Annotated in this window: 30 protein-coding genes, 1 tRNA gene and 1 other RNA gene; 28 read left to right on the top strand and 4 right to left on the bottom strand. The window is 50.2% G+C overall.

Annotation, left to right across the window (positions count from 1 at the left end):
- Positions 1–2: 2 nt before the first annotated feature.
- Positions 3–79: transfer RNA gene (locus ASC49_RS19975), tRNA-Met, on the top strand.
- Positions 80–396: 317 nt separating this feature from the next.
- On the opposite strand, the gene ASC49_RS18340 is transcribed toward ASC49_RS19975, so the two are convergent.
- Positions 397–1,254, bottom strand: coding sequence for an XRE family transcriptional regulator (locus ASC49_RS18340; protein ID WP_055464693.1), 858 nt, complete (start codon positions 1,252–1,254; stop codon positions 397–399).
- Between the two features lie 194 nt (positions 1,255–1,448).
- Here ASC49_RS18340 and ASC49_RS18335 point away from each other — a divergent pair, with 194 nt between their 5' ends.
- The 12 genes from ASC49_RS18335 (at position 1,449) to ASC49_RS18280 (ending at position 8,431) form a co-directional block, all read left to right on the top strand.
- Entirely contained in the window at positions 1,449–1,715 is a 267-nt protein-coding gene (locus ASC49_RS18335; protein ID WP_055464692.1) for a helix-turn-helix domain-containing protein, read from the top strand.
- Between the two features lie 136 nt (positions 1,716–1,851).
- Complete coding sequence (locus tag ASC49_RS18330; RefSeq protein WP_211262086.1) at positions 1,852–2,292, top strand: hypothetical protein; 441 nt, start codon at positions 1,852–1,854, stop codon at positions 2,290–2,292.
- An 89-nt stretch (positions 2,293–2,381) separates the two neighbouring features.
- Complete coding sequence (locus ASC49_RS18325; RefSeq protein ID WP_055464690.1) at positions 2,382–4,481, top strand: Mu transposase C-terminal domain-containing protein; 2,100 nt, start codon at positions 2,382–2,384, stop codon at positions 4,479–4,481.
- A 12-nt stretch (positions 4,482–4,493) separates the two neighbouring features.
- On the top strand, positions 4,494–5,216 hold the full coding sequence (locus tag ASC49_RS18320; protein WP_055464689.1) for an AAA family ATPase: 723 nt from the start codon (positions 4,494–4,496) through the stop codon (positions 5,214–5,216).
- A gap of 2 nt (positions 5,217–5,218) precedes the next feature.
- Positions 5,219–5,848, top strand: coding sequence for a hypothetical protein (locus ASC49_RS18315; RefSeq protein ID WP_072242183.1), 630 nt, complete (start codon positions 5,219–5,221; stop codon positions 5,846–5,848).
- Positions 5,845–6,210: a helix-turn-helix domain-containing protein gene (locus ASC49_RS18310; protein ID WP_055464688.1), complete on the top strand. Its 366-nt coding sequence runs from the start codon at positions 5,845–5,847 to the stop codon at positions 6,208–6,210. The genes ASC49_RS18315 and ASC49_RS18310 overlap by 4 nt, the downstream gene beginning before the upstream one ends.
- Entirely contained in the window at positions 6,200–6,505 is a 306-nt protein-coding gene (locus ASC49_RS18305; RefSeq protein ID WP_055464687.1) for a hypothetical protein, read from the top strand. The genes ASC49_RS18310 and ASC49_RS18305 overlap by 11 nt, the downstream gene beginning before the upstream one ends.
- The gene (locus ASC49_RS18300; protein WP_055464686.1) at positions 6,495–7,118 is read left to right on the top strand and encodes a DUF3164 family protein; all 624 of its coding nucleotides are present in this window, start codon (positions 6,495–6,497) and stop codon (positions 7,116–7,118) included. The genes ASC49_RS18305 and ASC49_RS18300 overlap by 11 nt, the downstream gene beginning before the upstream one ends.
- 8 nt (positions 7,119–7,126) lie before the next feature.
- A complete protein-coding gene (locus ASC49_RS18295) occupies positions 7,127–7,324 on the top strand; it encodes a hypothetical protein (protein ID WP_055464685.1) in 198 nt (65 codons plus the stop codon).
- Positions 7,325–7,748: 424 nt separating this feature from the next.
- Positions 7,749–7,815: hammerhead ribozyme type II (locus ASC49_RS19680), an RNA gene on the top strand.
- On the top strand, positions 7,815–8,039 hold the full coding sequence (locus tag ASC49_RS18285) for a hypothetical protein (protein WP_055464683.1): 225 nt from the start codon (positions 7,815–7,817) through the stop codon (positions 8,037–8,039). The genes ASC49_RS19680 and ASC49_RS18285 overlap by 1 nt, the downstream gene beginning before the upstream one ends.
- Positions 8,024–8,431 carry a gp16 family protein gene (locus ASC49_RS18280; RefSeq protein ID WP_055464682.1) on the top strand — a complete coding sequence of 136 codons (408 nt, stop codon included), beginning with the start codon at positions 8,024–8,026 and terminating at the stop codon, positions 8,429–8,431. The genes ASC49_RS18285 and ASC49_RS18280 overlap by 16 nt, the downstream gene beginning before the upstream one ends.
- Here the strand turns inward: ASC49_RS18280 and ASC49_RS18275 are convergent.
- The gene (locus tag ASC49_RS18275) at positions 8,424–8,609 is read right to left on the bottom strand and encodes a DUF2158 domain-containing protein (RefSeq protein WP_055464681.1); all 186 of its coding nucleotides are present in this window, start codon (positions 8,607–8,609) and stop codon (positions 8,424–8,426) included. The two genes, ASC49_RS18280 and ASC49_RS18275, sit on opposite strands and share 8 nt — an antisense overlap.
- Before the next feature lie 45 nt (positions 8,610–8,654).
- Positions 8,655–8,993, bottom strand: a complete 339-nt coding sequence (locus ASC49_RS18270; RefSeq protein ID WP_055464680.1) for a hypothetical protein — start codon at positions 8,991–8,993, stop codon at positions 8,655–8,657.
- 388 nt (positions 8,994–9,381) lie between these two features.
- On the opposite strand from ASC49_RS18270, the gene ASC49_RS19830 reads away from it, so the two are divergent.
- The 15 genes from ASC49_RS19830 (at position 9,382) to ASC49_RS18200 (ending at position 19,585) form a co-directional block, all read left to right on the top strand.
- The gene (locus tag ASC49_RS19830; protein ID WP_156085543.1) at positions 9,382–9,531 is read left to right on the top strand and encodes a hypothetical protein; all 150 of its coding nucleotides are present in this window, start codon (positions 9,382–9,384) and stop codon (positions 9,529–9,531) included.
- Between the two features lie 40 nt (positions 9,532–9,571).
- Entirely contained in the window at positions 9,572–9,883 is a 312-nt protein-coding gene (locus ASC49_RS18265; RefSeq protein ID WP_055464679.1) for a helix-turn-helix domain-containing protein, read from the top strand.
- Positions 9,861–10,817: a reverse transcriptase family protein gene (locus ASC49_RS18260; RefSeq protein ID WP_055464678.1), complete on the top strand. Its 957-nt coding sequence runs from the start codon at positions 9,861–9,863 to the stop codon at positions 10,815–10,817. Before ASC49_RS18265 ends, ASC49_RS18260 begins: the two co-directional genes overlap by 23 nt.
- 39 nt (positions 10,818–10,856) lie before the next feature.
- Positions 10,857–11,303: a Mor transcription activator family protein gene (locus ASC49_RS18255; protein WP_055464677.1), complete on the top strand. Its 447-nt coding sequence runs from the start codon at positions 10,857–10,859 to the stop codon at positions 11,301–11,303.
- Positions 11,304–11,421: 118 nt separating this feature from the next.
- A complete protein-coding gene (locus tag ASC49_RS18250) occupies positions 11,422–11,895 on the top strand; it encodes an N-acetylmuramoyl-L-alanine amidase (protein WP_055464676.1) in 474 nt (157 codons plus the stop codon).
- Positions 11,892–12,374, top strand: coding sequence for a holin family protein (locus tag ASC49_RS18245; protein WP_055464675.1), 483 nt, complete (start codon positions 11,892–11,894; stop codon positions 12,372–12,374). The genes ASC49_RS18250 and ASC49_RS18245 overlap by 4 nt, the downstream gene beginning before the upstream one ends.
- A 3-nt stretch (positions 12,375–12,377) precedes the next feature.
- A complete protein-coding gene (locus tag ASC49_RS20330) occupies positions 12,378–12,590 on the top strand; it encodes a TraR/DksA family transcriptional regulator (protein ID WP_211262085.1) in 213 nt (70 codons plus the stop codon).
- On the top strand, positions 12,590–12,898 hold the full coding sequence (locus ASC49_RS18235; protein WP_055464673.1) for a hypothetical protein: 309 nt from the start codon (positions 12,590–12,592) through the stop codon (positions 12,896–12,898). The genes ASC49_RS20330 and ASC49_RS18235 overlap by 1 nt, the downstream gene beginning before the upstream one ends.
- The gene (locus ASC49_RS18230) at positions 12,898–13,206 is read left to right on the top strand and encodes a VpaChn25_0724 family phage protein (protein WP_055464672.1); all 309 of its coding nucleotides are present in this window, start codon (positions 12,898–12,900) and stop codon (positions 13,204–13,206) included. Before ASC49_RS18235 ends, ASC49_RS18230 begins: the two co-directional genes overlap by 1 nt.
- Positions 13,207–13,208: 2 nt before the next feature.
- Positions 13,209–13,757, top strand: a complete 549-nt coding sequence (locus ASC49_RS18225; protein WP_055464671.1) for a DUF3486 family protein — start codon at positions 13,209–13,211, stop codon at positions 13,755–13,757.
- On the top strand, positions 13,757–15,328 hold the full coding sequence (locus ASC49_RS18220) for a terminase family protein (protein ID WP_055464670.1): 1,572 nt from the start codon (positions 13,757–13,759) through the stop codon (positions 15,326–15,328). The genes ASC49_RS18225 and ASC49_RS18220 overlap by 1 nt, the downstream gene beginning before the upstream one ends.
- The gene (locus tag ASC49_RS18215) at positions 15,328–16,890 is read left to right on the top strand and encodes a DUF935 domain-containing protein (RefSeq protein ID WP_055464669.1); all 1,563 of its coding nucleotides are present in this window, start codon (positions 15,328–15,330) and stop codon (positions 16,888–16,890) included. The genes ASC49_RS18220 and ASC49_RS18215 overlap by 1 nt, the downstream gene beginning before the upstream one ends.
- Positions 16,883–18,193, top strand: coding sequence for a phage head morphogenesis protein (locus ASC49_RS18210; RefSeq protein ID WP_055464668.1), 1,311 nt, complete (start codon positions 16,883–16,885; stop codon positions 18,191–18,193). The genes ASC49_RS18215 and ASC49_RS18210 overlap by 8 nt, the downstream gene beginning before the upstream one ends.
- Positions 18,194–18,285: 92 nt before the next feature.
- A complete protein-coding gene (locus ASC49_RS18205) occupies positions 18,286–18,762 on the top strand; it encodes a phage virion morphogenesis protein (protein ID WP_055464667.1) in 477 nt (158 codons plus the stop codon).
- A gap of 193 nt (positions 18,763–18,955) precedes the next feature.
- On the top strand, positions 18,956–19,585 hold the full coding sequence (locus ASC49_RS18200; protein WP_211262084.1) for a DUF4145 domain-containing protein: 630 nt from the start codon (positions 18,956–18,958) through the stop codon (positions 19,583–19,585).
- Between the two features lie 396 nt (positions 19,586–19,981).
- Here ASC49_RS18200 and ASC49_RS18190 read toward each other — a convergent pair.
- On the bottom strand, positions 19,982–20,196 hold a 215-nt coding region (locus tag ASC49_RS18190; RefSeq protein ID WP_342667551.1), incomplete at its 5' end, for a transposase.

Below are 20,196 nucleotides of genomic sequence, written 5' to 3'. Positions count from 1 at the left end.
GGCGCGGGATGGAGCAGCCTGGTAGCTCGTCGGGCTCATAACCCGAAGGTCGTCGGTTCAAATCCGGCTCCCGCAACCAACTGCATAAATTGATTTTAAAAGACTTTTGTGATGTCCCGAAAGATATGTCATAGCCCACTAAAGCGGGATTAAATGATTTTAAGTGGGATATAGCGGGAAAGAATCGCTGAAACATAGATGAATAGAAGGCTAGAGCACATACTCTGGCTTTTTTGCGTTTTGGGGGAGGGAAAAGGTGCGTCCTACCTATTTAGCGCGTAATTGCTGCTCTAACCGCATCATTTGGCATAATGCTAAAAAGCTCTAACGCACATAGAATCAGATCTCTAACGTTTACAGCGTCCAATTCCATTTCAAAGAATCGGACGCCACACATCAAACGTCTTTACCGATCCAAACAACCTTGCCAATGACCGCTAGATCAAGCGCTTCGCTTGGTTGAAGCTCCTGCTCTTTGTACTCTTTGTTATCGCTTAACAAAAGGACACCCTTATTGATAAGTTTCTGCACACGCTTCACCACCAGGTGATTATCAGTGCGGATTACATAGATACTGCCATCAACCAGCTCAGTCTTACTCGTATCAATCATCAAAGTGTTGTTATCGTGGATAGTAGGCTCCATCGAGTCCCCACGAGCAAACACCAGAGCTAGATTCTCAGCCTTCAACTGGCGGAAACGCAGCCATTTATGGCGAAAAGCCAAGAAACGAGTAGGTTTCTCTTCATTTATAGCGCTACCAGGCCCCGCAGAGACCTCTACGCGATAGCCGGGGATCAGTGCAAACTCACTCGAAATCTCAGCTTCAGACTGCACCAGGGACGCTATATCGTCTAAGTCTTGGCTATCAAGCCCACGTTTCTCAGCAATATTGGCAACCATCTCATGCCAGCGAGCATCAATATGCAGCCCAGCTTGCTTAAAGCTCTGATTAACAGCCTCTAAACAACTACCAGAAAAGCTTCTCAGGCCAGCAGTAGATTGGCTTTCTTCACCAGTTGCCAACCACTGCACAGAAACGCCACCCGCCTCAGCAATCGCTTTAAGGCGAGATAAGGTGGGCTCAGATGATCCAGCCTTCCATTTGCGCACAACTGACTCAGACACACCGGACAAACGTGCGAGTTGAGAAGAGCCGCCCAAGCGTTCAGAAAGCATATTTATGCGATCTTTAAACTGGTCACACCTAGAATCGTCCAAGTGTGACGTTTCTGATTGATAATTTTCGCTCATTTGTACGCCATATAAGTTATTGAAATATATATGAAAATAGAATTTAGTCGTACTTTGTGACGAAATTCTTAAGTGTGACCGCACAAATGTGCTTGATATTCGCACTATTTTATCGCATATTAGTTAACAAGGTTATTCACCCAACCTAGTAACACTTACTAACTAATAAAACTGGATAGAGTAAGGGCAAAAAAATGAGCAAGACAACATCTCACTCGCACGATTGGCACCGACAAGACGTTATGGCCGCGATTCGTAAAAAAGGCACAACACTTGCCGAGCTAGGTCGACACCACGGTTACGAGAGCCCAGCGGCGCTCTACAACGTATTCAAAATGCCTTACCCCAAAGTGGAGCGCATTATCGCAACGTTTCTAGAGCTGGAACCGCAACAAATCTGGCCATCTCGTTACCAAAAAACAGCCATTGATTTTAAAGCATCCAAAACAGCAATGCATTAATCGATCGCCTCACCCTAGTAATACTATTTCAAACTGACGAAATAGAAAGGGGCAGGGACCGGAAAGATTTGGAACAGGACTCAAAGGAGCACTTCAAATGGCACCACGTAGCTGGAAAAAGATACAACCAAACAGCTTGCGACACGCAATGGAGCTATGCCTAGAGCATGCCCGCGTTAAGCGCAACCTGTCCGTGGACCGTATCGCCGACAACATGGGCCTAGCCAGCAAATGGACTTTATACAAATGGCTCGAAAACGGACGCATGCCAGCCATCCTAATCCGACCATTTGAACACGCCTGCGGGATCGAATTCATGACCCAGTACTTAGCCACCTCTGGACACAAGCTAGTCATAGCCATCCCAGCAGGGCGCAAAGCCGACAGTACCGACGTCAACGAACTCCAAGGCACCTTCAGCGAAGCCATGGGACTCCTGATTCGCTTCTACCAAGGTAAAAGTGAAGCAGAAGAAACCATAGGATCGCTCACAAAAATCATGTCCGACATTGCCTGGCACAGAGAAAACGTCAGCAAAACCCTGACGCCAGAACTCGCACTGTTCGACGACAGCTAACAGCCTCTTAAACCTCGAACCAGATAAACAAGAGTGTGGTTGCAAAAACACCGCACGGGATTTTTGCGCCCAAAATTTGAGAGAAAGCTATGAAACAATGGTACACAGCCAAAGAACTAGAAGCCCTAAGCTTGCCAGGTCTGCCTGAAAGCAAAAGCGGCATTCTACGTCTGGCCAAACAACATAAATGGGAATCACAACAGTCCAGCGTAAAGGGCGGGGTGGTTTACGAATTCAACATTACCAACTTTCCCAAAGAAACCATCGCGGCCCTACGTGATCAGCACAACCTAACGCTGATTAAACGCATGAGCCTAGCGCCCGTATCCGTTAGAGAAAACCGTGCTCTAGCCACCGCTTTAATAGAGCCCAACACCAGCGAGCAACAACGCACCACCGCCAGTGCTCGCGGCATGGTTCTAAAAGCCATCGAAGGCATGGCCAGCGCAGGTGTGTCAAAAGAAGCGGCCATCAACCTAATCCTAACCCAAGCTAAACTCGGCACGCTCGCCGACAGCAACCCAGTGCTAGACAAAGCCCTACGGGACGCCGTCGACAGCCGTGGCAAAACCAGCGACAAAGCCTACCCAAGCCCACGCACCATCAAACGCTGGGCCAGCGACGCCAACAGCCAAGGCGCACTCGTGCCAAGCTATCGTCAAAAGGAACCGCTACCTAAATGGTTAGGGCTATTTCGCAAGTTCTACAACATCCCAGAAAAGCCATCCCTAGCCAGCGCCTACGATGACTTCCTAGAAGCCTGGGCCAGCCCAGAGCAACCGCCCAGCATCTACGCCGTGCGTCGTGCCATGGACAAACTAGGCCAAGTAGAACGCGAAAAAGGCCGCATGGGGCAAAACGAAATTGCCAACATCAAAGGCTTCAAACGTCGTAGCTTTGACAAACTGCTACCCGCAGACGTCTACAGCGCCGACGGCCACACCTTTGACGGTGAAGTCGCACACCCACTGCACGGTCGACCATTCCGTCCAGAGATCACCACCTTTATCGACATCGCCACCCGAAAAGTCGTCGGCGTCTCCGTCACCCTAGCCGAATCCGGCCTAGCGGTACTGGATGCTTTAATGGACTCCTGCAAATGCGGCGTCCCAGCCTTGCTCTACGTGGACAACGGCTCGGGCTACGTCAACGAAATGCTAAAAGACGAAACCAAAGGCATCCTCGCACGCCTTGGCACAGAAATGACCCACTCACTGCCTTACAACTCCAAGGCCCGTGGCGTCATCGAACGTGTCCACCAAACCCTATGGGTAGCCGGCGCTAAAAAGCTACCGAACTTCGTCGGCAAAGACATGGACCGCCAAGCCCGTCTAGCCAACTTCAAAGACACTCGCAATGCCCAGCGCAACGACGGCGTGGTCCCGATCCTCAGCTGGTCAGACTTCATGGCATGGGTACACGAGCGAGTAGAGTGGTACAACAAACGTCCCCATTCATCGCTTCCCAAAATCAAAGACAACGGCGTTAGCCGTCATGAATCGCCGCAAGAAGTGTGGCAACGCTTCATCGCCTCTGGCTGGGAGCCAGACATGCTAGACAACGAAGTCATTGCCCACATCTTCCGTCCGCAAGTAGAGCGTACCGTGTTGCGTGGCGAGATCCGCCTATTTAACAACCGCTACTTCTCAAATGACCTAGAGGAATGGCATGGCCTGAGCGTCAATGTCGCCTACGACATCCACGACCCGAACCGTGTCTGGGCCTTTGAGCCCGAAACTGGTCGCATGATCGCCAGCGCAGACTTTGCTGCCAACGAAACCGACTACTTCCCACAATCCGTGGTGGACCGTGCCCGTGAGAAACGTGCCGAAGGCCGCCTAAAACGTGCCATGGTCCGCGTCGACGAAATCGAAGCCGAGCGCACTGGCACACCCGTGATCGAACACCAAAGCTTCGTGCTTGATGGCTTCGATACCAACGGCCCGACCTTCGCCCCAGTACAACACGAGCAGGACTACGACCCGTTCCTAACCGTTCGTGCGCAGCCAACACAGCCCAAAGTCGAGCACACCAGCGCCGTGCCCATCTACGAAAGCTTAGATGCTGAGCAGCGTTACCAGCTCTACCAAGATTGCCAACGCGACCCAGAACTCGCGTTCCAGCACCAGGGCTGGCTACGCAACTACCCAAAATCCAAAGAATTCCAATATTTCAAGGCACAAGCCTAGGAGGACACCATCATGAGTATGCCAATGGGCATTGCCCAAACCGCCAACCTCGGTCTATGTGACATGGCCATCGAACGCGCCCAAACACGCACCCAATCCCTGCCAGGCATGGTCTGCCTATATGGACCAAGTGGCGTGGGTAAATCGGTTGCCGCGACTTATGTCTCAAACCGTCGCCGTGCTTACTACGTGCAAGCCAAAAGCGTTTGGACCAAAAAGTATTTCCTACAGGCCGTGCTCCGTGAAATGGGCATTACTCCAGGGCGTAACATCCCTGAAATGCTCGACCAAGCGGCCCAAGAGTTGGCGCTTTCAAATCGCCCCCTAATCATTGACGAATTCGATCACATCATTGATCGCAACGCCGTTGAATTAGTGCGCGATATCTACGAATCCAGCCAAGCCGCCATCCTACTAATTGGCGAGGAACGTCTGCCGGACAAACTGAAAAAGTACGAACGCTTCCACGGTCGTGTGCTCGACTGGGTGCCAGCCCGCCTAGTCAGTATTGAAGACGCGCGCAAACTCGCGCCCATCTACTGCCAAGACATCGAAGTCGCCGACGACTTACTAGATGTCATTGTTGAAAAGGCCAACGGCTCCATGCGTCGTGTGGTCGTCAACCTAGAGCGTGTCCATGAAATCGCCCTGTCACTTGGTTGGCCCATGGCGACTAAGCAACTTTGGTCTGATCGTGCCCTATACACCGGACAAGCCCCAAAACGGAGACTGTAAACATGGCAGTAGCAGAACTAAAACAAGGCCGTAAACCTGCTCAACTAGAAATGATCGGTGGTAAATCCTCTCGCCAACGTATTTGGGAGCTGATTCGTAGCTCAGAGAATAAAGAGCGCTTTGTCGGTGACTTCATTATCAAATACGCCAACGTCGACGAAGACACCTACTACACCTACGTTCAGTGCCTTTTGGCAGGAGGCTACCTAGAACAACTAGAAGAGGGGGGCCGTCGTCGCCAGCGAGTATTTCGCTTGGTCAAAGACTGTGGCCTAGAGGCACCGCGCCTAGATCGCAATGGCAACCCAACCAAATCGGGCCGAGGTATCGAGGCCGTCTGGCGCACCTTGCGCATGATGGGGGAGTTGGACGCAGGGATTCTATACAGCCATGTGAACGCCGCAGGCATTGATCTGGCGATCTCGACGATCAAGTCCTACATCACTGCGCTAAAGCGGGCGGGCTACCTAGTGGTCACGCGTCCGAGCACGCCTAACCGCATGGAGCGCTTTTGTCTGAAAGCAGGCATGAACACCGGCCCACGTCCGCCACAAGTGCAACGTGTGAAAACCGTCTACGACCCGAACCTTAACAAAGTCATGTATGCCGAAGACCCGCAGGAGGCACTATGAACCACATCGACATCAGCGCATGGGGCGACGAGCCGCCTCAGTTCATTCAGCTACTGGCCAAAGCCGTGGCCGAGACCAGCCGTGCAGACGTAGCCCGTCGCATTAAGATCAGCCGTTCTACAGTTTCGACCTTGCTGATTAACCGCTACCCAAGCCCGTCTACTGAAAAGATCGAGGCAAAGATCATGGCTGCACTGGGCAAAGTCCAGTGCCCAACCATGGGCGAGATCGACAGCAGCAAGTGCCAAACAACGCGCCTACGTCCGTTTATGAGCACCAATGCCCAAGCCATCGCCCAGTTTAAAGCCTGTGCAAACTGCCCATTAAACCCAAACTGCAAAGGAGCGCACCATGAGCATTAACAGCCCACGTTACCAAGGTTGGCACATCCAGCCCAACTCACAGAACGCCCACATGCTGGACAGCTACGTCAACGCCAGCAAGACCCTACACCAGCTGGTCAAGATGGGCATCACCGTTACTGAACTGCATCTAGGTTCCGTACACCCAGTGATTACCGTACAACCGACCGCTGAAACCAAAAAACTTAAAGGCGTCATGGTGCGATCCATCAACCGTAGCGGCACACGCAGTGCCATCTACTCCGCCATGATGAACCAATGCCGTATTGAATGGGAGAACCGCTATGTCCACTAATCAAACTCAAGTACCAGACGGCTACATGAAAAACGCCAGTGGCCACCTAGTGCCCACGGCCAATATCAAAGAGCAAGACCTATTGCGTGACCAGATTGTCACGGCATTGGTGCCGCAGGCCATTGCATTGCACAAAGAGCTGCAAGCGTTCAAACGAACGGCACTTAGCGACATCAGCGATCTGATCCAAATCGCGGCAGATCGCCACGGTGTCAAAATGGGCGGTAAAAAAGGCAACGTCACCCTGTATTCCTACGATGGCCGCTACAAAGTACAGCGTAACTTTCGTGAACTACTGACCTTTACCGAAGAGCTAGAGGCTGCCAAAGCCTTAATCGATAGTTGTTTGGCCCGCTGGACCGAAGGCGCAAACGACAACATTCGTGTGGTTGTCTCCCAAGCCTTTCGTACCAACACAAAAGGCGAAATCAAAACGGGGAAAATCCTAGAGCTGATGCGCCTAGAGATCAAAGACGAAGAGTGGAACCGTGCCATGACCGCGTTAAAAGATGCCCTACAATCCACAGGCACCGCCGTCTATGTGCGCTTATATGAGCGCATCGACGACACCGATCGGTACCGTCCCATCAGCCTAGACATTGCATCCATGTGAGGTGAGCCATGAGTGATGAACGTGTAGAGCAAGCGGTCGATGCCGCATTAAAACAAACCTTCACCATCGCAGAGTACGAAGAGTACTTGCAGTTATTGGTCTCAAAAGCCGCTGTGGTGTTATGTCAGTTCCAAGGTCAGCAAATCGCTGCCAGTTATGTGCGCGGCGTCTCCACTACATTGACGACACAGGCAGGTGAGCAATGAGCCTAACAAAAGAGAACTGGACAACACTGGAAGGGGCTTTGAGTGGGTTACTTGGTCACGCCAAGCTTAAGCTGGGTGATCGTGAAATCACCTTACAAAAGCGCATGATCAGTGAGAATAAACTTGGCTTACTGGTCTATATCGACGGAGCCATTCAGCAGGGAATGGGCTGGCCAGACAGTAAGCATCATGACCCGATTGTTAAGCAGATTTGGCGTGCTCGTAGTCGTTCCTACTACACGGCAAAAGAGCAGAAGGATCTGATTAAGTCCTATGGGAAGCGTCAGGTTAAGAAGCTGATTCCTAATTTGGAAGATCAATTTCATTGGTATGAGCCCATGTTTCTTACCTTCAAGTCTCTCCAACGGCAATACAGCAGAATCGAAGGGCTAACTCTCTTAGAAGCTGATGGCGTAAAGATCGATAGCGAAACGCGGCTTTAGGGCCGCGTCTGCCCAGCGTTGTGGCTGGGTACTGATGAGCAGCAACGATGTATCAAACACTACACACTTACATGGCCCACCTAGCGGGCGTCATCAAGTTATTAGAGCAGCATGACCATCAAGTGCTCAAGGTGCGAGCCAACGAGCAGGGCGGTCAAATCACCCTCAATGAACCCATTACCGCCCCCATGATTCTTGATCTAATCGACGACTACGCCGAGGGAGCGGGCTACAACTTACTAGGAGTCTGGATTACATGGCCAACCGATTAGCCGCTATTCATATTGGTAAAAAAGCCCTAGGCATGGACGACGAATCCTACCGTCTATTACTTAGCGATATGTTTGGCAAACGCAGTGCCAAGGATCTCACCGAAGCAGAGCAGGGCGAGCTGTTAGAACGGTTTAAGCAACTTGGCTTTGTGCCAAAGAAACCGCAAAACAAAGCAGCCACAAAAACACCAAAGTGGGGTAAACGCCCGAATCCAACGGCGAGCCGTGAGCCACTAATGGGCAAGATCGAAGCCTTACTGGCGGATAATAGTCTGCCTTGGGCCTATGCCGATGGCATTGCCAAGCAGATGTTTAAGGTTGAGAAGGTGGACTGGTTGGAGAGGGAGCAGCTACGCAAAGTGGTAGCTGCTTTGGTAATAAAGTTTAAATAGCTTTCGTCTTTTTCAAAGTGGAAGCTGAGAAATAGCAAGTTTCAAATTTTGCCGTATGGGGCTCGTACCAAGAGCACGTACAGATATTATTTGTACCGCTTGGTTCTTCTGTAATGGTCATGATAGGGCCGCCAGAATTAAGTTTAACCGTATCACCGATTTGTAAATTTTCTGCCATTGTTATCTCCATTTATACAATTTAAGGCATTCAACAATGTCACAGTTATCTGACAGTGACATTACGACTTTCGGTTACATGTACATCATGCTGATATTTATCAAGCACTTCAGGGGCACTTAACCCTTCCAACTCTCGAAAGCGCTCTTCTCGAAAAGCATCACTATCAGTGGCCTTAGTAGTCCAGCCATTCCCAGCGCCCATCATATAGAACACCATAGCTTTGCTAAGTAGCTCTTGCTCTTCCTTGCTTTGCAATGAGTTCATCAGGACTCGACCTGAGTTGATAAAGCTTTGGCGAGTATTGGTATCTAGAACGGGCTCAGTGGCCCAGCAGTTGAACGTGATCGTGGCGCATAGCACTAAAGGTAGAACGTACTTCATAACAATCCTTATTGTGAAGATTCATTTGGATGCAAATTGTAACACATGAACGAAGATTATTTAGTTCGCAAATAGCGAATTTCTTTGACAGCCAGCAAGTCTATGTTTATTATATTTCTCGTAGTTTTAAAAGAGAGACTTCGCCAATAAATTGGTTCTTGTTTACATGAGCCGTGGGGGAAACCCTACCTACTTCACGTGTCTGTTACGCTTACTCACTGTATAGCCTGACAATACATGCTGAAAAATTTCGCAAATTTTGACGAGTCAGATTTGCGTGAAACCGGGGGCATTGTTTTGATTACTCTCAGCTCTTTTGAAGGCGAGATTCACTTCGAAGAACAGCAATTCCGTTGTTTGGGTAATGTGAATTCATTGGAGCTAAAAAATGCAAGACAAAACAAACTACAATCAAAAAACAAAAGTTGAAAAGAAAGAGAAGAAAAAGAAGCCATTTTGGAAGCTTATCTGGACAGTGGTTCGTATCGCTGAATGGGTATGGCGACTGATTGATTTCTTTGAAAATCCGGAAAGTTAACTGATGTTCCCCCTTGTTTCAAAAACTCTGGAGAAATCAAATGATGTCAAAAGCTTTGAAGCTTATTAGACAATATAATGAAGTTAAGCAAGCTGACTTAGCGAGCGCACTAGGTATCTCAAAGTCTTATTTGTCTGAGATTGAATCAGGAAAGAAGAACATTAGCTTAGATCTTCTAGAAAAGTACGCTCAATACTTCGATGTTCCTTTGTCATCTTTAGTGTTTTTTTCTGAGAATTTATCAAAAAAAGGGAAAATTTCAGAAAAGTTTAGAAGCTTAGTTGCTGACAAAATTCTGAAGGTCATGGAATGGACTGTTAAGCGTGATAATGAAGAAAAAATCCAAGCTTAAAATTCGTACAAATGGAAAAAGTTATCAGCTACACGATTCACCATTCTACAAGCTTAATTCAAAAAAGCGTTTAGCTAGCTTACTAAATATAGAGCATCATCAGCTTAAACAGGTTTTATCGAGCTCAGCTCCTAAGTTTGAAAAGTTTACACAAGTAAAAGTTGGTAAGAAGCCAAGAGCTATTCAAAAGCCCACCAATAGTTTTTCTCCTATACATTGTCGGTTAGCCAGTCTGCTATGCAGAATCGGCACGCCAGATTATTTGCATTCTGGGAAGAAAGGTAGGTCTAATTTATCTAATGCGAAAGATCATATCGGTAAGCACAAGCTACTTGCAGTGGATATAAAGTCCTTCTTTGAATCAACTAGTCATGAAAAGGTATATAGCTTTTTTAGAGGACAGTTGAAGTGTTCTCCAGATATTGCGGATACCCTATGCAAACTTTGCCTATGTGATAGCCATATTCCTACGGGGAGCCAGCTGAGCATGCCATTGGCTTATTGGGCTAATTCTAACATGTTTGATGAACTAGAAATGCTGGCAACTAAGCACAGTATTAAGATGTCTGTGTATGTTGACGATGTCGTTTTTTCAGGCGAACAGCTCAATAAACTTTTTTTGTCGACGGTAAAAAAGATTTGTTCTAGATATGGAATGACTGTGCATCCAGATAAAGTAAGGTTGTACAGTAGAGAGCAGCCCAAAGTTGTTACAGGAGTAGCAATTATCGATGGTCAGCTTAAAGTTGACCATAAGCAGCATAAACTGTTGGAAAACGATCTTAAGCTTTGGGAAGCCTGTAAGGATGACCCAATCGCATCAGATCTATCTTTACCTAGAAAAATCAGTGGTCGATTAAGTGCAATGGGGTCTGTTGAAAAAGAGTACTTAGACCGCGCCCGAAGTTTCAGGAAAAAATATTCCATCCGTTAGAATTTTGCTCTAACGCTTCCCCGTGCTAGCGTTCAATCCATGAACACATTTGAACCTTGGCACACACTTCTACCAGAATCCGCCCAGCAGCTTATCCAAGTGATTGGATGGGCGGATACGGTACGTCTTATCCAGCACTTTGGTGGCACCACGTTACCTATGCCTATGGGGGCGACCTGCGTCGGTCGGGCCGCACTCGATGCTTTATCTGAAGTAATGGGCGAGGACACCACTAAAAAATTAGCTGACTTCTACGGTGGCGCACCTCTGTATGTGCCGCGCTGTGATCTGGCCATGCGCCGTGCCCGTGACAAAGCCATTAACGAAGAATTCGAGCAACGCATCCGCAACAACGAAACGGCCACCCGTGTGGTGTATGCCTTAGCCATTAAATACAAGCTAACGGATCGCCGCATCTGGAAGATCCTAAAAACCATCCCACCCACAGAACCTACCCCAGACCTGTTCGATGGCCTATTTGCCTAAGCCAACCGCACACTATAGCCCCAGTCGTTCGTCTTCTCCTACTGAACACAGCCACCAAGTCCCAAATCAGCCCAACCCATAAGCTAACCCCATACCTTCAATTTATGGGAGTCACATTATGGGAAACAAACGCGACTCCGTGGTCGTTCACTGTGCCGCGACCCCAAATGGTCAACACTTCACCGCCGAGCAAATCGACCAATGGCATGCCGAGCGCGGTTTTAAACGTGACATGTCCATTCGCCCAGGCTATGCCAAGCTTCAACACATTGGCTATCACTACGTTATTACCTTAGACGGGCAGCTCCATCGTGGCCGTCCATTGGAAGAAGTCGGCGCACACGCCCAAGGCTACAATGCCAAAAGTATCGGCATCTGCATGGTCGGCACCGACAAATTCACCCTGCGTCAGTGGGAAATGCTGTTGAAGCTGATCCAGCGTTTAGAAGCTCACCTCGACACTGTCCTAAAACTCTATGGCCATAACGAACTCAACCCGCGCAAGCTGTGTCCAGGCTTTAATGTGCCCGCATGGGTTAAGCGCAAGTTTCGTCCCCTAGATCACAACATTCTAGAGGGCTCCTTTCTATGAGCTGGTTTAGTGATCTCTTCACAGGCTCCGTCAGTTCCTTTGTTCACAGCGTGGGGGAGGTGGCGGATCGCTTTATCCAAACCCCAGAGGACAAAGCCAAATTTGCCATTGAGCTAGAGCGTCTACTACAGCAGCGTGACAGCGAAATCGAGCAAACCATCCGCACCGAGTTACAGACCAAAGAGCGCATGCTCGTGGCCGAACTTAGCCAAGACGACAACTACACCAAACGTGCCCGTCCCACCGTCGTCTATGCAGGCCTTGGCTTTATCTTCCTTAACTATGTGGTGTTCCCGTTGGTGGCCTTATTGGCCGAGGCTCCAGCCGAGCCATTAGCTGATTTGCCCGCTGAGTTTTGGATGGCCTGGGGCGGTATCTGCTCCTCATGGGTCATTGGCCGCAGCATGGAAAAGCGCGGCATGCGCAACCCTGTGGTCAGTGCGGTCACGGGCAGCAAGCCCACTAAATTACTGGATTAAATCATGGATCAATTTGACCGAGCCCAAGCGCTCGAACAGCACTTTAGAGACATAGCGTTAAAGGCTGCTCAACCCACAGGCCAGCAAGCCAAGCGCGTCATAGGGGAGGTTGTCCTGTGCGAGGACTGCGACAGTGAGATCCCGCCCAAACGACTAGCCGTGATGCCCATCGCCACGCGCTGCATCCTATGCCAACAAATAGCGGAGGCGAAGTAATGGAACCCAACTGGGACCAATGGAAATTCTGGCTCGATTTCGCCCAGTGGATTGTCATGCTGGCGCTGTCGATCTTTGTTTTTATCGACAAAGGCCGCTCTAAAAACAGCCAAGCCATACAGGATCTGACCGACAGTCACCAAAGCGTCGATAAGCGCGTGGTCAAGCTCGAAAACGAAGCCGCCACCCACAAAGACATCGCCAAGCTGACCGCCGAGATCGCAGGACTTGAAAGCACCCTAACGCGCATCACCGTCACTACGGACCGCATTCACGACTATTTGCTAAATAACAAGGAGAGCAAGTAATGGCCTTTCAGACATACGAACAAGAAGACCGCCGCTTGGTCATCCTGCGCTTACTGGCGGAGGACGCAGACTACCGCATTAACTCATCCTTGATTCAACGCGGTTTGGACATTTACGCCCACGCCATCAGTCGCGATGCCTTGCATACCGAGCTGTACTGGTTACAGGAGCAGGGCCTAGTGTCCGTGGAGTCGCTTAACTCAGTATTGGTCGTGACCTTATCCCAGCGTGGTCTCGATGTCGCCCAGGGCCGTGCCGTGGTGCCAGGTGTGAAACGACCAGGGCCAGCCAGCCCTTTGCGAGGCTAACCATGGCCCGTCAGTCTTCCATTGATCTACTGCCAGAGCCGATTCGCGATGCGCTTCATGCCTTATTACGTGATCCAGCTGTCAACCAGCTAGAGGCCACAAAGCGCGTTAATGACCTGTTAGAACAGGAGCAATCTGACCTACGTGTGTCAAAAAGCGCGGTTAATCGTTACAGCCAACGCATGGATCAGATCGGTGAAAAGATGCGCCAGTCGCGCCAGATCGCCGAGATGTGGATCGGTAAGCTAGGCAACCAGCCACAGGGCCAAGTGGGCAAACTGCTTAACGAGTTCACCCGTACCATGGCTTTTGAAACCGCCTTGTCCATGTCCGAAGGGGACGAGCCAGTCCCACCCAAACTACTCAAAGAGCTATCCCTGTCGATCAAGCATTTGGAAGAGGCCGCCAGCGTCAACGAAAAACGTGAGCGCGAGATCCGCCGCCAAATGGCAGAGGAAGCCGCTCAAGCCGTCGACACCGCAGCCAAGTCTCAGGGCTTAACCGCCGACAGTGTGGCGCTGATCAAACAACAGATCTTGGGGATTGCCTAATGTCTGTTATTGCCGAACGCCCATTGGGTGCCGTTGCCGCAGACAATCTAAAAGACCTCGCCCAGTTTGATTCGAGCGAGGTGTTATTAGGCTATCAAAAGCGTTGGATCGCAGATGAGTCCCCCCTAAAGATCGCAGAAAAGTCCCGCCGTACAGGCATCACCTGGGCCGAAGCCGCCGACGCTACCTTATGTGCCAGCACCAGCAAGTCAGACGGTGGTTGTAACCATTTCTATGTGGGCTCTAACAAAGAAATGGCCCGCGAGTTTATCGAAGCCGTGGCCATGTGGGCCAAGGCCTTTGATCGTGCCGCAGGGGACATCCAAGAAGAAGTCCTAGTAGACGATGACAAAGACATCTTAACCTTTGTCGTGTACTTCGCATCCGGCTTTAAAGTCCAAGCGCTCAGCTCCAACCCGTCTAACCTGCGAGGTATGCAGGGTAACGTCACCATTGACGAGGCAGGCTTTCATGAACGCCTAGCCGAAGTATTAAAAGCCGCATTGGCCCTCACCATGTGGGGTGCTCGTGTGCGTCTGATTAGTACCCATAACGGTGTCGACAACCTATTTAATCAGCTGATCATTGACAGCCGAGCAGGGCGCAAGCGCTACAGCGTTCACACCATTACCCTAGATGACGCCTGTAAAGAAGGCCTCTATCAGCGCATCTGCCAAATGACCCGCAAACAGTGGAGCCAAGCAGACGAAGACGAATGGAAAGCAGGCCTTCTAAAAGACACTGCCACCGAGGAAGACGCCCTTGAGGAATATTACTGCGTCCCCAAGCAGGGCGGTGGGGCTTACATTCCCCGTGGTCTAATCGAACGCGCCCAGCGCAAAGGCATCCCTGTGCTGACCTACGAAGCACCGCAAGACTTCACCAAATGGAGCCAAGCCCAGCGCGAAGCCGAGATCAAAGCCTTCTGCTATGAGCAATTACAACCACAGCTAGACCAACTGACCGATGCTAACCAACACGCCTTTGGGGAAGACTTTGCCCGCTCAGGGGACTTATCGGTATTCGTGCCTATCTCGATCCTGCCGAATACCCGCTTGCGGGTGCCCTTCATGGTGGAGCTGCGCAACCTAACTTATGACCAGCAAAAGCAGATCATGATCTATATCTTGGATCGCTTACCTCGTTGGGTCGGTGCCGCCTTTGATGGCACGGGTAATGGTGGTTACTTAGCGGAAGCTGCTGCCCTCAAATACGGCGAGGATATGGTGGATCAAGTACATCTAAACATTGGCTGGTATCGCGACTGGATGCCCAAGTTCAAGGCCAAGTTTGAAGACGGTGATATCGAGATCCCCAAATCTCAAGACGTACTCGATGACCTGCGCAAAATTCAAATGAATAAGGGCGTGCCTCAGATCGAAAAAGGCTCTGGCAAAGGAGCCGATGGCAAACAACGCCATGGGGACAGTGCCGTCGGTCTATGTATGGCCGTGCGGGCCACCTATATGGAGGGCGCTCCCATCGAATACCAAGCACTACCCGCCAATGACCGTTGGGGAGACAACCCCGAAAGCGACGACTACCAAGACGATTTTAAAGGAGCCTGGTAATGACTGGATTAATAGACATCTACGGGCAACCCCTCACGTCCGAACCCAAAGACATGCAAACCACCGATGATAGAGCCCAGATTGCAGGGCTCTATCAGCATTTTTCCGAGCACCCAAGCCGAGGCCTCACACCATCAAAACTGGCCAGTATTATGGTCGAGGCCGAGCGGGGCAATCTGATCAGCCAATGCGAACTGGCCGAAGACATCGAAGAGAAAGACGGCCATGTCTTTAGCGAGTTACAAAAGCGTCGACGTGCCTTGCTGGGCTTAGACTGGCAGATTGAGCCACCCCGCAATGCCAGCAAAGCTGAGCTAGCCGATGTGGCCATGCTTACCGAGCTAATGGAGGATCGGACAGATCTTGAGAGCCTGATCTTTAATTTGTCAGACGGCATTTTAAAAGGCTACGCCGCCCAAGAACTCGAATGGCAAACCATCGAACGCATGCGCATCCCCCAATGCCACTGGCGTGATCCGGCTTGGTTTCAAACCCACCCAACCGAACGTAACGAACTGCGTTTAAGAGACGCCACCCATGAGGGCGCAGCGCTTCAGCCCTTTGGTTGGATCATTCATAAGCATGCGGCCAAGTCCGGCTATGTCGGCCGCACTGCCTTGGCGCGAGTCTTGGCATGGCCTTTCCTATTTAAGAATTATTCAGTGCGCGATCTAGCCGAGTTCCTAGAGATTTACGGTTTACCACTGCGTCTGGGCAAATACCCAACCGGAGCCAGTGAAAAGGAAAAGGCCACGCTACTGCGTGCCGTCATGTCCATTGGCCACAACGCGGGCGGCATCATCCCGCGCGGCATGGAGATCGAATTCCAAGAAGCCGCCAAAGGCGCAGCTACGCCATTTGAGGCGATGATTGCATGGTGTGAACGCACCCAGTCCAAAGCCATCCTAGGCGGCACGCTGACCAGTCAAGCGGATGGCAAATCCAGCACCAACGCATTGGGCAATGTCCATAACGAAGTCCGCCAAGAGTTATTAGAGAGCGATGCCAAACAAATCGCCGCCACCATTACCCGTGACTTAATCTATCCGCTCTATGCGTTAAATGGTCGTAGCTTTGCTGGCCCACACCGTATGCCGCGCTTTGAGTTCGATCTATCCGAGCCAGAGGACATTGCTCACTATGCCCAACACCTTCCAGCGCTAGTTGGCTTAGGTATGCAGATCCCCGTGTCATGGGTCACAGAAAAGCTGCAAATCCCAGAGCCGCAAAATGGTGAAGCCGTTCTAGGCCAGCAACCGGTGCCACCCAAAGAGCAAACACAAAACCAGCCAGAGCAAACCGCGTTGGCGGCGTTAAAAGCAGGCTCAGCCCACAGCGACCAAGACGGCCTAGACCAAGCACTAGAGCAACTAACGCAGGGTAACTTGTCCGAGTCCTTAGCCGATACCGTGGGCCCACTACTGGAGCTGGCTGCATCCGATCCCGATGGTCTAGAGGGCAAACTGCAAAGCCTATGGCCAGAGATGGATTCAGATGCCTTGGCGGATCGTCTCGCCAAAGTCTTCTTTGTGGCCGAGCTATGGGGCATGACAAATGGCTGATCTGGATTTAAACGCCGCCTTTGCTATGGAGCCAAAGGATGCTGTGGCGTACTTTCGTTCTAAGGGCTACGAGGTCAGCGACGAATGGCACGACATCTGGCAAGGGGCTCATGCGCGCGCTTTCACCGTCGCCAAAGCCAGCTCAATGGATGTGTTAGAAACTATCCGTACCGAGTTAGACAAAGCATTAGCAACGGGCCAAACATCGCGCCAATTTGCCGAGAACCTAACGCCCCTGTTACAGCAAAAGGGCTGGTGGGGTAAGACACAACTTGAGGATGGCCGCGAGGTCCAGCTAGGCAGTGCCTATCGCCTAAACACTATCTTTCGGGTCAATACTCAGACCGCCTATATGGCAGGGCGTTATCGTCGCCAGTTGGCGGGAGCCAAACGCCGACCATACTGGATGTACGTTGCGGTGCTAGATGGCAACACGCGCCCCGATCACCGCGCACTCAATGGCAAGGTATTCCGCTTTGATGATCCTATCTGGCGTTATCTTTACCCGCCCAATGGCTGGGGCTGTCGTTGCCGTGTGCGGGCTTTGTCAGAGAAACAAGTCGAGCGCATGGGCATTACCGTCGAGCTGGGCGAGGGCTACATCGAAACCTTCACCCGCGAGATTGAAAGCCAAGCCACAGGCGAAATCAAAACCGTCGAGCATATGCGTGTAAATCTACCCGATGGCGGTTCTATGTCGCCCGATCTAGGGTGGGCTTACAATCCAGGTGAAGCGGCTTTTGGTTCTGATCAGGCTATCGCTAAAAAGATAGGAGCCATTAAAAGTACCGAGCTACGCAGTCAATTGATCCAGACGTTAAACAACGCCCCAGAGCGTCAGAGACAGTTTTCAATCTGGGCCAAAGATGTCTTAGAGAAACGCCGTCCAGCCCACAGCGTGCAGACGGTTGGTTTTATGCCTGAGTCATTAGCCCAGTTGCTAAAGGCCAGATTAGCGATTGAGCCTGTGCGCCTGATGGTGATCAACGAAAAGCAGCTCGTACATGCCGACAGCGATAAACACCGACGACTGGGCACAGCGCTTGATCATGAGCAACTGATGCAGATCCCAGCCATGCTGGAGAACCCAGAAGCGGTGCTGATCGAAAGGCAGAGTAACGATGTGCTGTTTGTTTTCCCTGATAAGGGGGATCGTAAGGTGAAAATCGTGATGCGGTTAGCCCATGGTTTGAAGAAGCAAACTCAGTCGTTAGATGCGGTGATTAATACGTTCAGTGTAGAGGGAAGGGCGCTGAGAAAGGAAGAGTTTGAAGTGCTTCAAGGTAAGTTAAATACGCCGTGACAGGAGTCGAACCTGCATCAAGTGGGGCAGTGTGTACCGCCCGACTCGCATTACCGTTATGCGTACACGGCGTATAGCCAAGAGTATAAAACATGACTACCTATAATTCTATTCAGATACGCCACAACACCGACGAGATCCTAGAGGCCTTTAACCAGCTGCTGGCCCGTAGTGACAACCTAGCACCGGTAATGAAGGACATCGAAGGCGTTCTAGCCGATGCCACTGAGCGTGCCTTTGACGAAGAATCCAGCCCAGACCATGATCCATGGCCAAACCTCTCAGCCTTCACTCAATCCCAACGAACCGAGAAAGGCTACTGGCCAGGGCAGATCCTACAGCGTTCTGGCCGACTCGCCGCTGGTATCGAAACCGACTCTGACAGTGACAGCGCCTACATTGGCACCAACGTCATCTACGCCGCCATCCAACAATTCGGCGGCACCACCAGCCCAAACAGCATGATCCCAAATAAAGACATCAAACCACGGCCATTTATTGGCCTAGGTTCAGAGGATGAAGAAGAGATTTTGGATATCCTGAAAGACTTTCTCTCAGAAGCGCTCTAGGGCTCCACAGGGGCACACATAAGCAATGAGTCGTATTTCACAGGAAAAGCATTTCTAACGGCGTTCTAACGGGGGTAAACTAGCTCTAAAGACACATGGAGTTATGATATATGAAAGTGGTGACACCTGACTTAAAGCTAATGCCTTTACATGCCCTCATTGCTCAGCTTTTTCTCAAATGGATAAAAGCCTTTTGAAAACCGGTATTCCTCAGCTTAAGTTAAGGCAATCAGAGTTTATGATAGCAAGGTGTCAGCATTGTAGCGCAGCAAGTGTTTGGCTAGGGGATTTTAGTAGTTGGACTGAAGAGTTAGGGAGTGGGTTCAAGGTTCCAGAGAATGGAGAAATGGTATACCCGATAACTAACTTTGGTCCCGCTCCATCTTCAGATATGCCTGATGATGTTAAAAGTGACTATTTAGAAGCACGAACTATTGCACAATTTTCTCCGCGTGCTGCATGTGCTCTTCTCAGACTAGCATTACAGAAGTTAATGGTTCATTTAGGTGAGCCTGGAAAAAACATAGATCAAGACATTCGTTCACTTGCTAAAAAAGAGCTTCTTAGTCCTAAATTTATAAGACTAATGGATACTCTTCGCCTATTTGGGAATGATTCTGTTCATCCAGGTGAAATCAGAGAAGAAGACATCGGGGAAAATATCGATAAAATGTTTCTTGTTCTTAATAAGATAGTAGAGGGGGCCATTACAGATCAAAAAATGTTTGATGAGCTATACCTCATGACATCTGAGAATAAACGCGCTTCTGCTGAAGCTAAAGATTTGAAAAGCAGGGAAAGTAAAGTCAGTGGCGACAAGTAAGGTTTGGGAAGAGTTTTGGAAACAGTTTAACGAGATCACTGTTGATATCAGTAATAGTGATCAATTCATGTTGTTTAGGGGAGAGTCCAGACATTACGGTGACTCAAGGCTTCAAAGTGGGCTAGCGCGTGCTACAGCATTGAGAGCTAACCGTTATGCAATCAATCTAGATGCTGAAAGTCACATGATGAAAAGTTTCAAGCGTTCAGCAGGTGCATTTTTGTCTCAAAGTAAGCTCCCTAGAAATGAGATCGAATGGTTAAGGATACTACGAACAAGTCAGATAATTTCGCTCTGACTTGTTCTGTGCACCAACCACACTTCAAACATGCCTTTTAATCGCGATTTTTTCGCTATTTCGGAGCTTTGAGCGCCCCAACTCATCGTTCAGGCGGATTACCCCCGTGCAGAACGAATCATCTGATCCACTCGTAACAAGTTTCCAAGCGCAAACAGCACGGCAAGTTTGTTGTCATTTTTAGGCAGACCTCTGTAGATGGCTTTGCGAAAACCAAATTGGCATTTCAGTATTCTAAACGGGTGCTCGACTTTCGCTCGGATACTCGCCTTTAAGTATTCCGTTCGGATCATCTGCTTGTTGAGACGGGGAT

It is taken from the genome of Marinomonas fungiae (assembly GCF_001418205.1).
In the GTDB taxonomy this organism is placed as follows: domain Bacteria; phylum Pseudomonadota; class Gammaproteobacteria; order Pseudomonadales; family Marinomonadaceae; genus Marinomonas; species Marinomonas fungiae.
The sequence above is the reverse complement of the archived record's forward strand: the minus strand, read 5'-3'. Positions and strand labels throughout refer to the sequence as shown.

What these genes read in the sequence shown, in the direction of transcription:
- ASC49_RS18255 (WP_055464677.1), top strand. Translation starts at nt 10,857, where the DNA reads ATGAACACATTTGAACCTTGGCACACACTTCTACCAGAATCCGCCCAG.
- ASC49_RS19830 (WP_156085543.1), top strand. Translation starts at nt 9,382, where the DNA reads ATGCAAGACAAAACAAACTACAATCAAAAAACAAAAGTTGAAAAGAAA.
- ASC49_RS18275 (WP_055464681.1), bottom strand. Translation starts at nt 8,609, where the DNA reads ATGGCAGAAAATTTACAAATCGGTGATACGGTTAAACTTAATTCTGGC.
- ASC49_RS18215 (WP_055464669.1), top strand. Translation starts at nt 15,328, where the DNA reads ATGACTGGATTAATAGACATCTACGGGCAACCCCTCACGTCCGAACCC.
- ASC49_RS18295 (WP_055464685.1), top strand. Translation starts at nt 7,127, where the DNA reads ATGAGTGATGAACGTGTAGAGCAAGCGGTCGATGCCGCATTAAAACAA.
- ASC49_RS18340 (WP_055464693.1), bottom strand. Translation starts at nt 1,254, where the DNA reads ATGAGCGAAAATTATCAATCAGAAACGTCACACTTGGACGATTCTAGG.
- ASC49_RS18315 (WP_072242183.1), top strand. Translation starts at nt 5,219, where the DNA reads ATGGCAGTAGCAGAACTAAAACAAGGCCGTAAACCTGCTCAACTAGAA.
- ASC49_RS18210 (WP_055464668.1), top strand. Translation starts at nt 16,883, where the DNA reads ATGGCTGATCTGGATTTAAACGCCGCCTTTGCTATGGAGCCAAAGGAT.
- ASC49_RS18225 (WP_055464671.1), top strand. Translation starts at nt 13,209, where the DNA reads ATGGCCCGTCAGTCTTCCATTGATCTACTGCCAGAGCCGATTCGCGAT.
- ASC49_RS18300 (WP_055464686.1), top strand. Translation starts at nt 6,495, where the DNA reads ATGTCCACTAATCAAACTCAAGTACCAGACGGCTACATGAAAAACGCC.
- ASC49_RS18235 (WP_055464673.1), top strand. Translation starts at nt 12,590, where the DNA reads ATGGAACCCAACTGGGACCAATGGAAATTCTGGCTCGATTTCGCCCAG.
- ASC49_RS18335 (WP_055464692.1), top strand. Translation starts at nt 1,449, where the DNA reads ATGAGCAAGACAACATCTCACTCGCACGATTGGCACCGACAAGACGTT.
- ASC49_RS18250 (WP_055464676.1), top strand. Translation starts at nt 11,422, where the DNA reads ATGGGAAACAAACGCGACTCCGTGGTCGTTCACTGTGCCGCGACCCCA.
- ASC49_RS18310 (WP_055464688.1), top strand. Translation starts at nt 5,845, where the DNA reads ATGAACCACATCGACATCAGCGCATGGGGCGACGAGCCGCCTCAGTTC.
- ASC49_RS18280 (WP_055464682.1), top strand. Translation starts at nt 8,024, where the DNA reads ATGGCCAACCGATTAGCCGCTATTCATATTGGTAAAAAAGCCCTAGGC.
- ASC49_RS18220 (WP_055464670.1), top strand. Translation starts at nt 13,757, where the DNA reads ATGTCTGTTATTGCCGAACGCCCATTGGGTGCCGTTGCCGCAGACAAT.
- ASC49_RS18325 (WP_055464690.1), top strand. Translation starts at nt 2,382, where the DNA reads ATGAAACAATGGTACACAGCCAAAGAACTAGAAGCCCTAAGCTTGCCA.
- ASC49_RS18270 (WP_055464680.1), bottom strand. Translation starts at nt 8,993, where the DNA reads ATGAAGTACGTTCTACCTTTAGTGCTATGCGCCACGATCACGTTCAAC.
- ASC49_RS18260 (WP_055464678.1), top strand. Translation starts at nt 9,861, where the DNA reads ATGAAGAAAAAATCCAAGCTTAAAATTCGTACAAATGGAAAAAGTTAT.
- ASC49_RS18230 (WP_055464672.1), top strand. Translation starts at nt 12,898, where the DNA reads ATGGCCTTTCAGACATACGAACAAGAAGACCGCCGCTTGGTCATCCTG.
- ASC49_RS18265 (WP_055464679.1), top strand. Translation starts at nt 9,572, where the DNA reads ATGATGTCAAAAGCTTTGAAGCTTATTAGACAATATAATGAAGTTAAG.
- ASC49_RS18245 (WP_055464675.1), top strand. Translation starts at nt 11,892, where the DNA reads ATGAGCTGGTTTAGTGATCTCTTCACAGGCTCCGTCAGTTCCTTTGTT.
- ASC49_RS20330 (WP_211262085.1), top strand. Translation starts at nt 12,378, where the DNA reads ATGGATCAATTTGACCGAGCCCAAGCGCTCGAACAGCACTTTAGAGAC.
- ASC49_RS18320 (WP_055464689.1), top strand. Translation starts at nt 4,494, where the DNA reads ATGAGTATGCCAATGGGCATTGCCCAAACCGCCAACCTCGGTCTATGT.
- ASC49_RS18305 (WP_055464687.1), top strand. Translation starts at nt 6,200, where the DNA reads ATGAGCATTAACAGCCCACGTTACCAAGGTTGGCACATCCAGCCCAAC.
- ASC49_RS18205 (WP_055464667.1), top strand. Translation starts at nt 18,286, where the DNA reads ATGACTACCTATAATTCTATTCAGATACGCCACAACACCGACGAGATC.
- ASC49_RS18285 (WP_055464683.1), top strand. Translation starts at nt 7,815, where the DNA reads ATGTATCAAACACTACACACTTACATGGCCCACCTAGCGGGCGTCATC.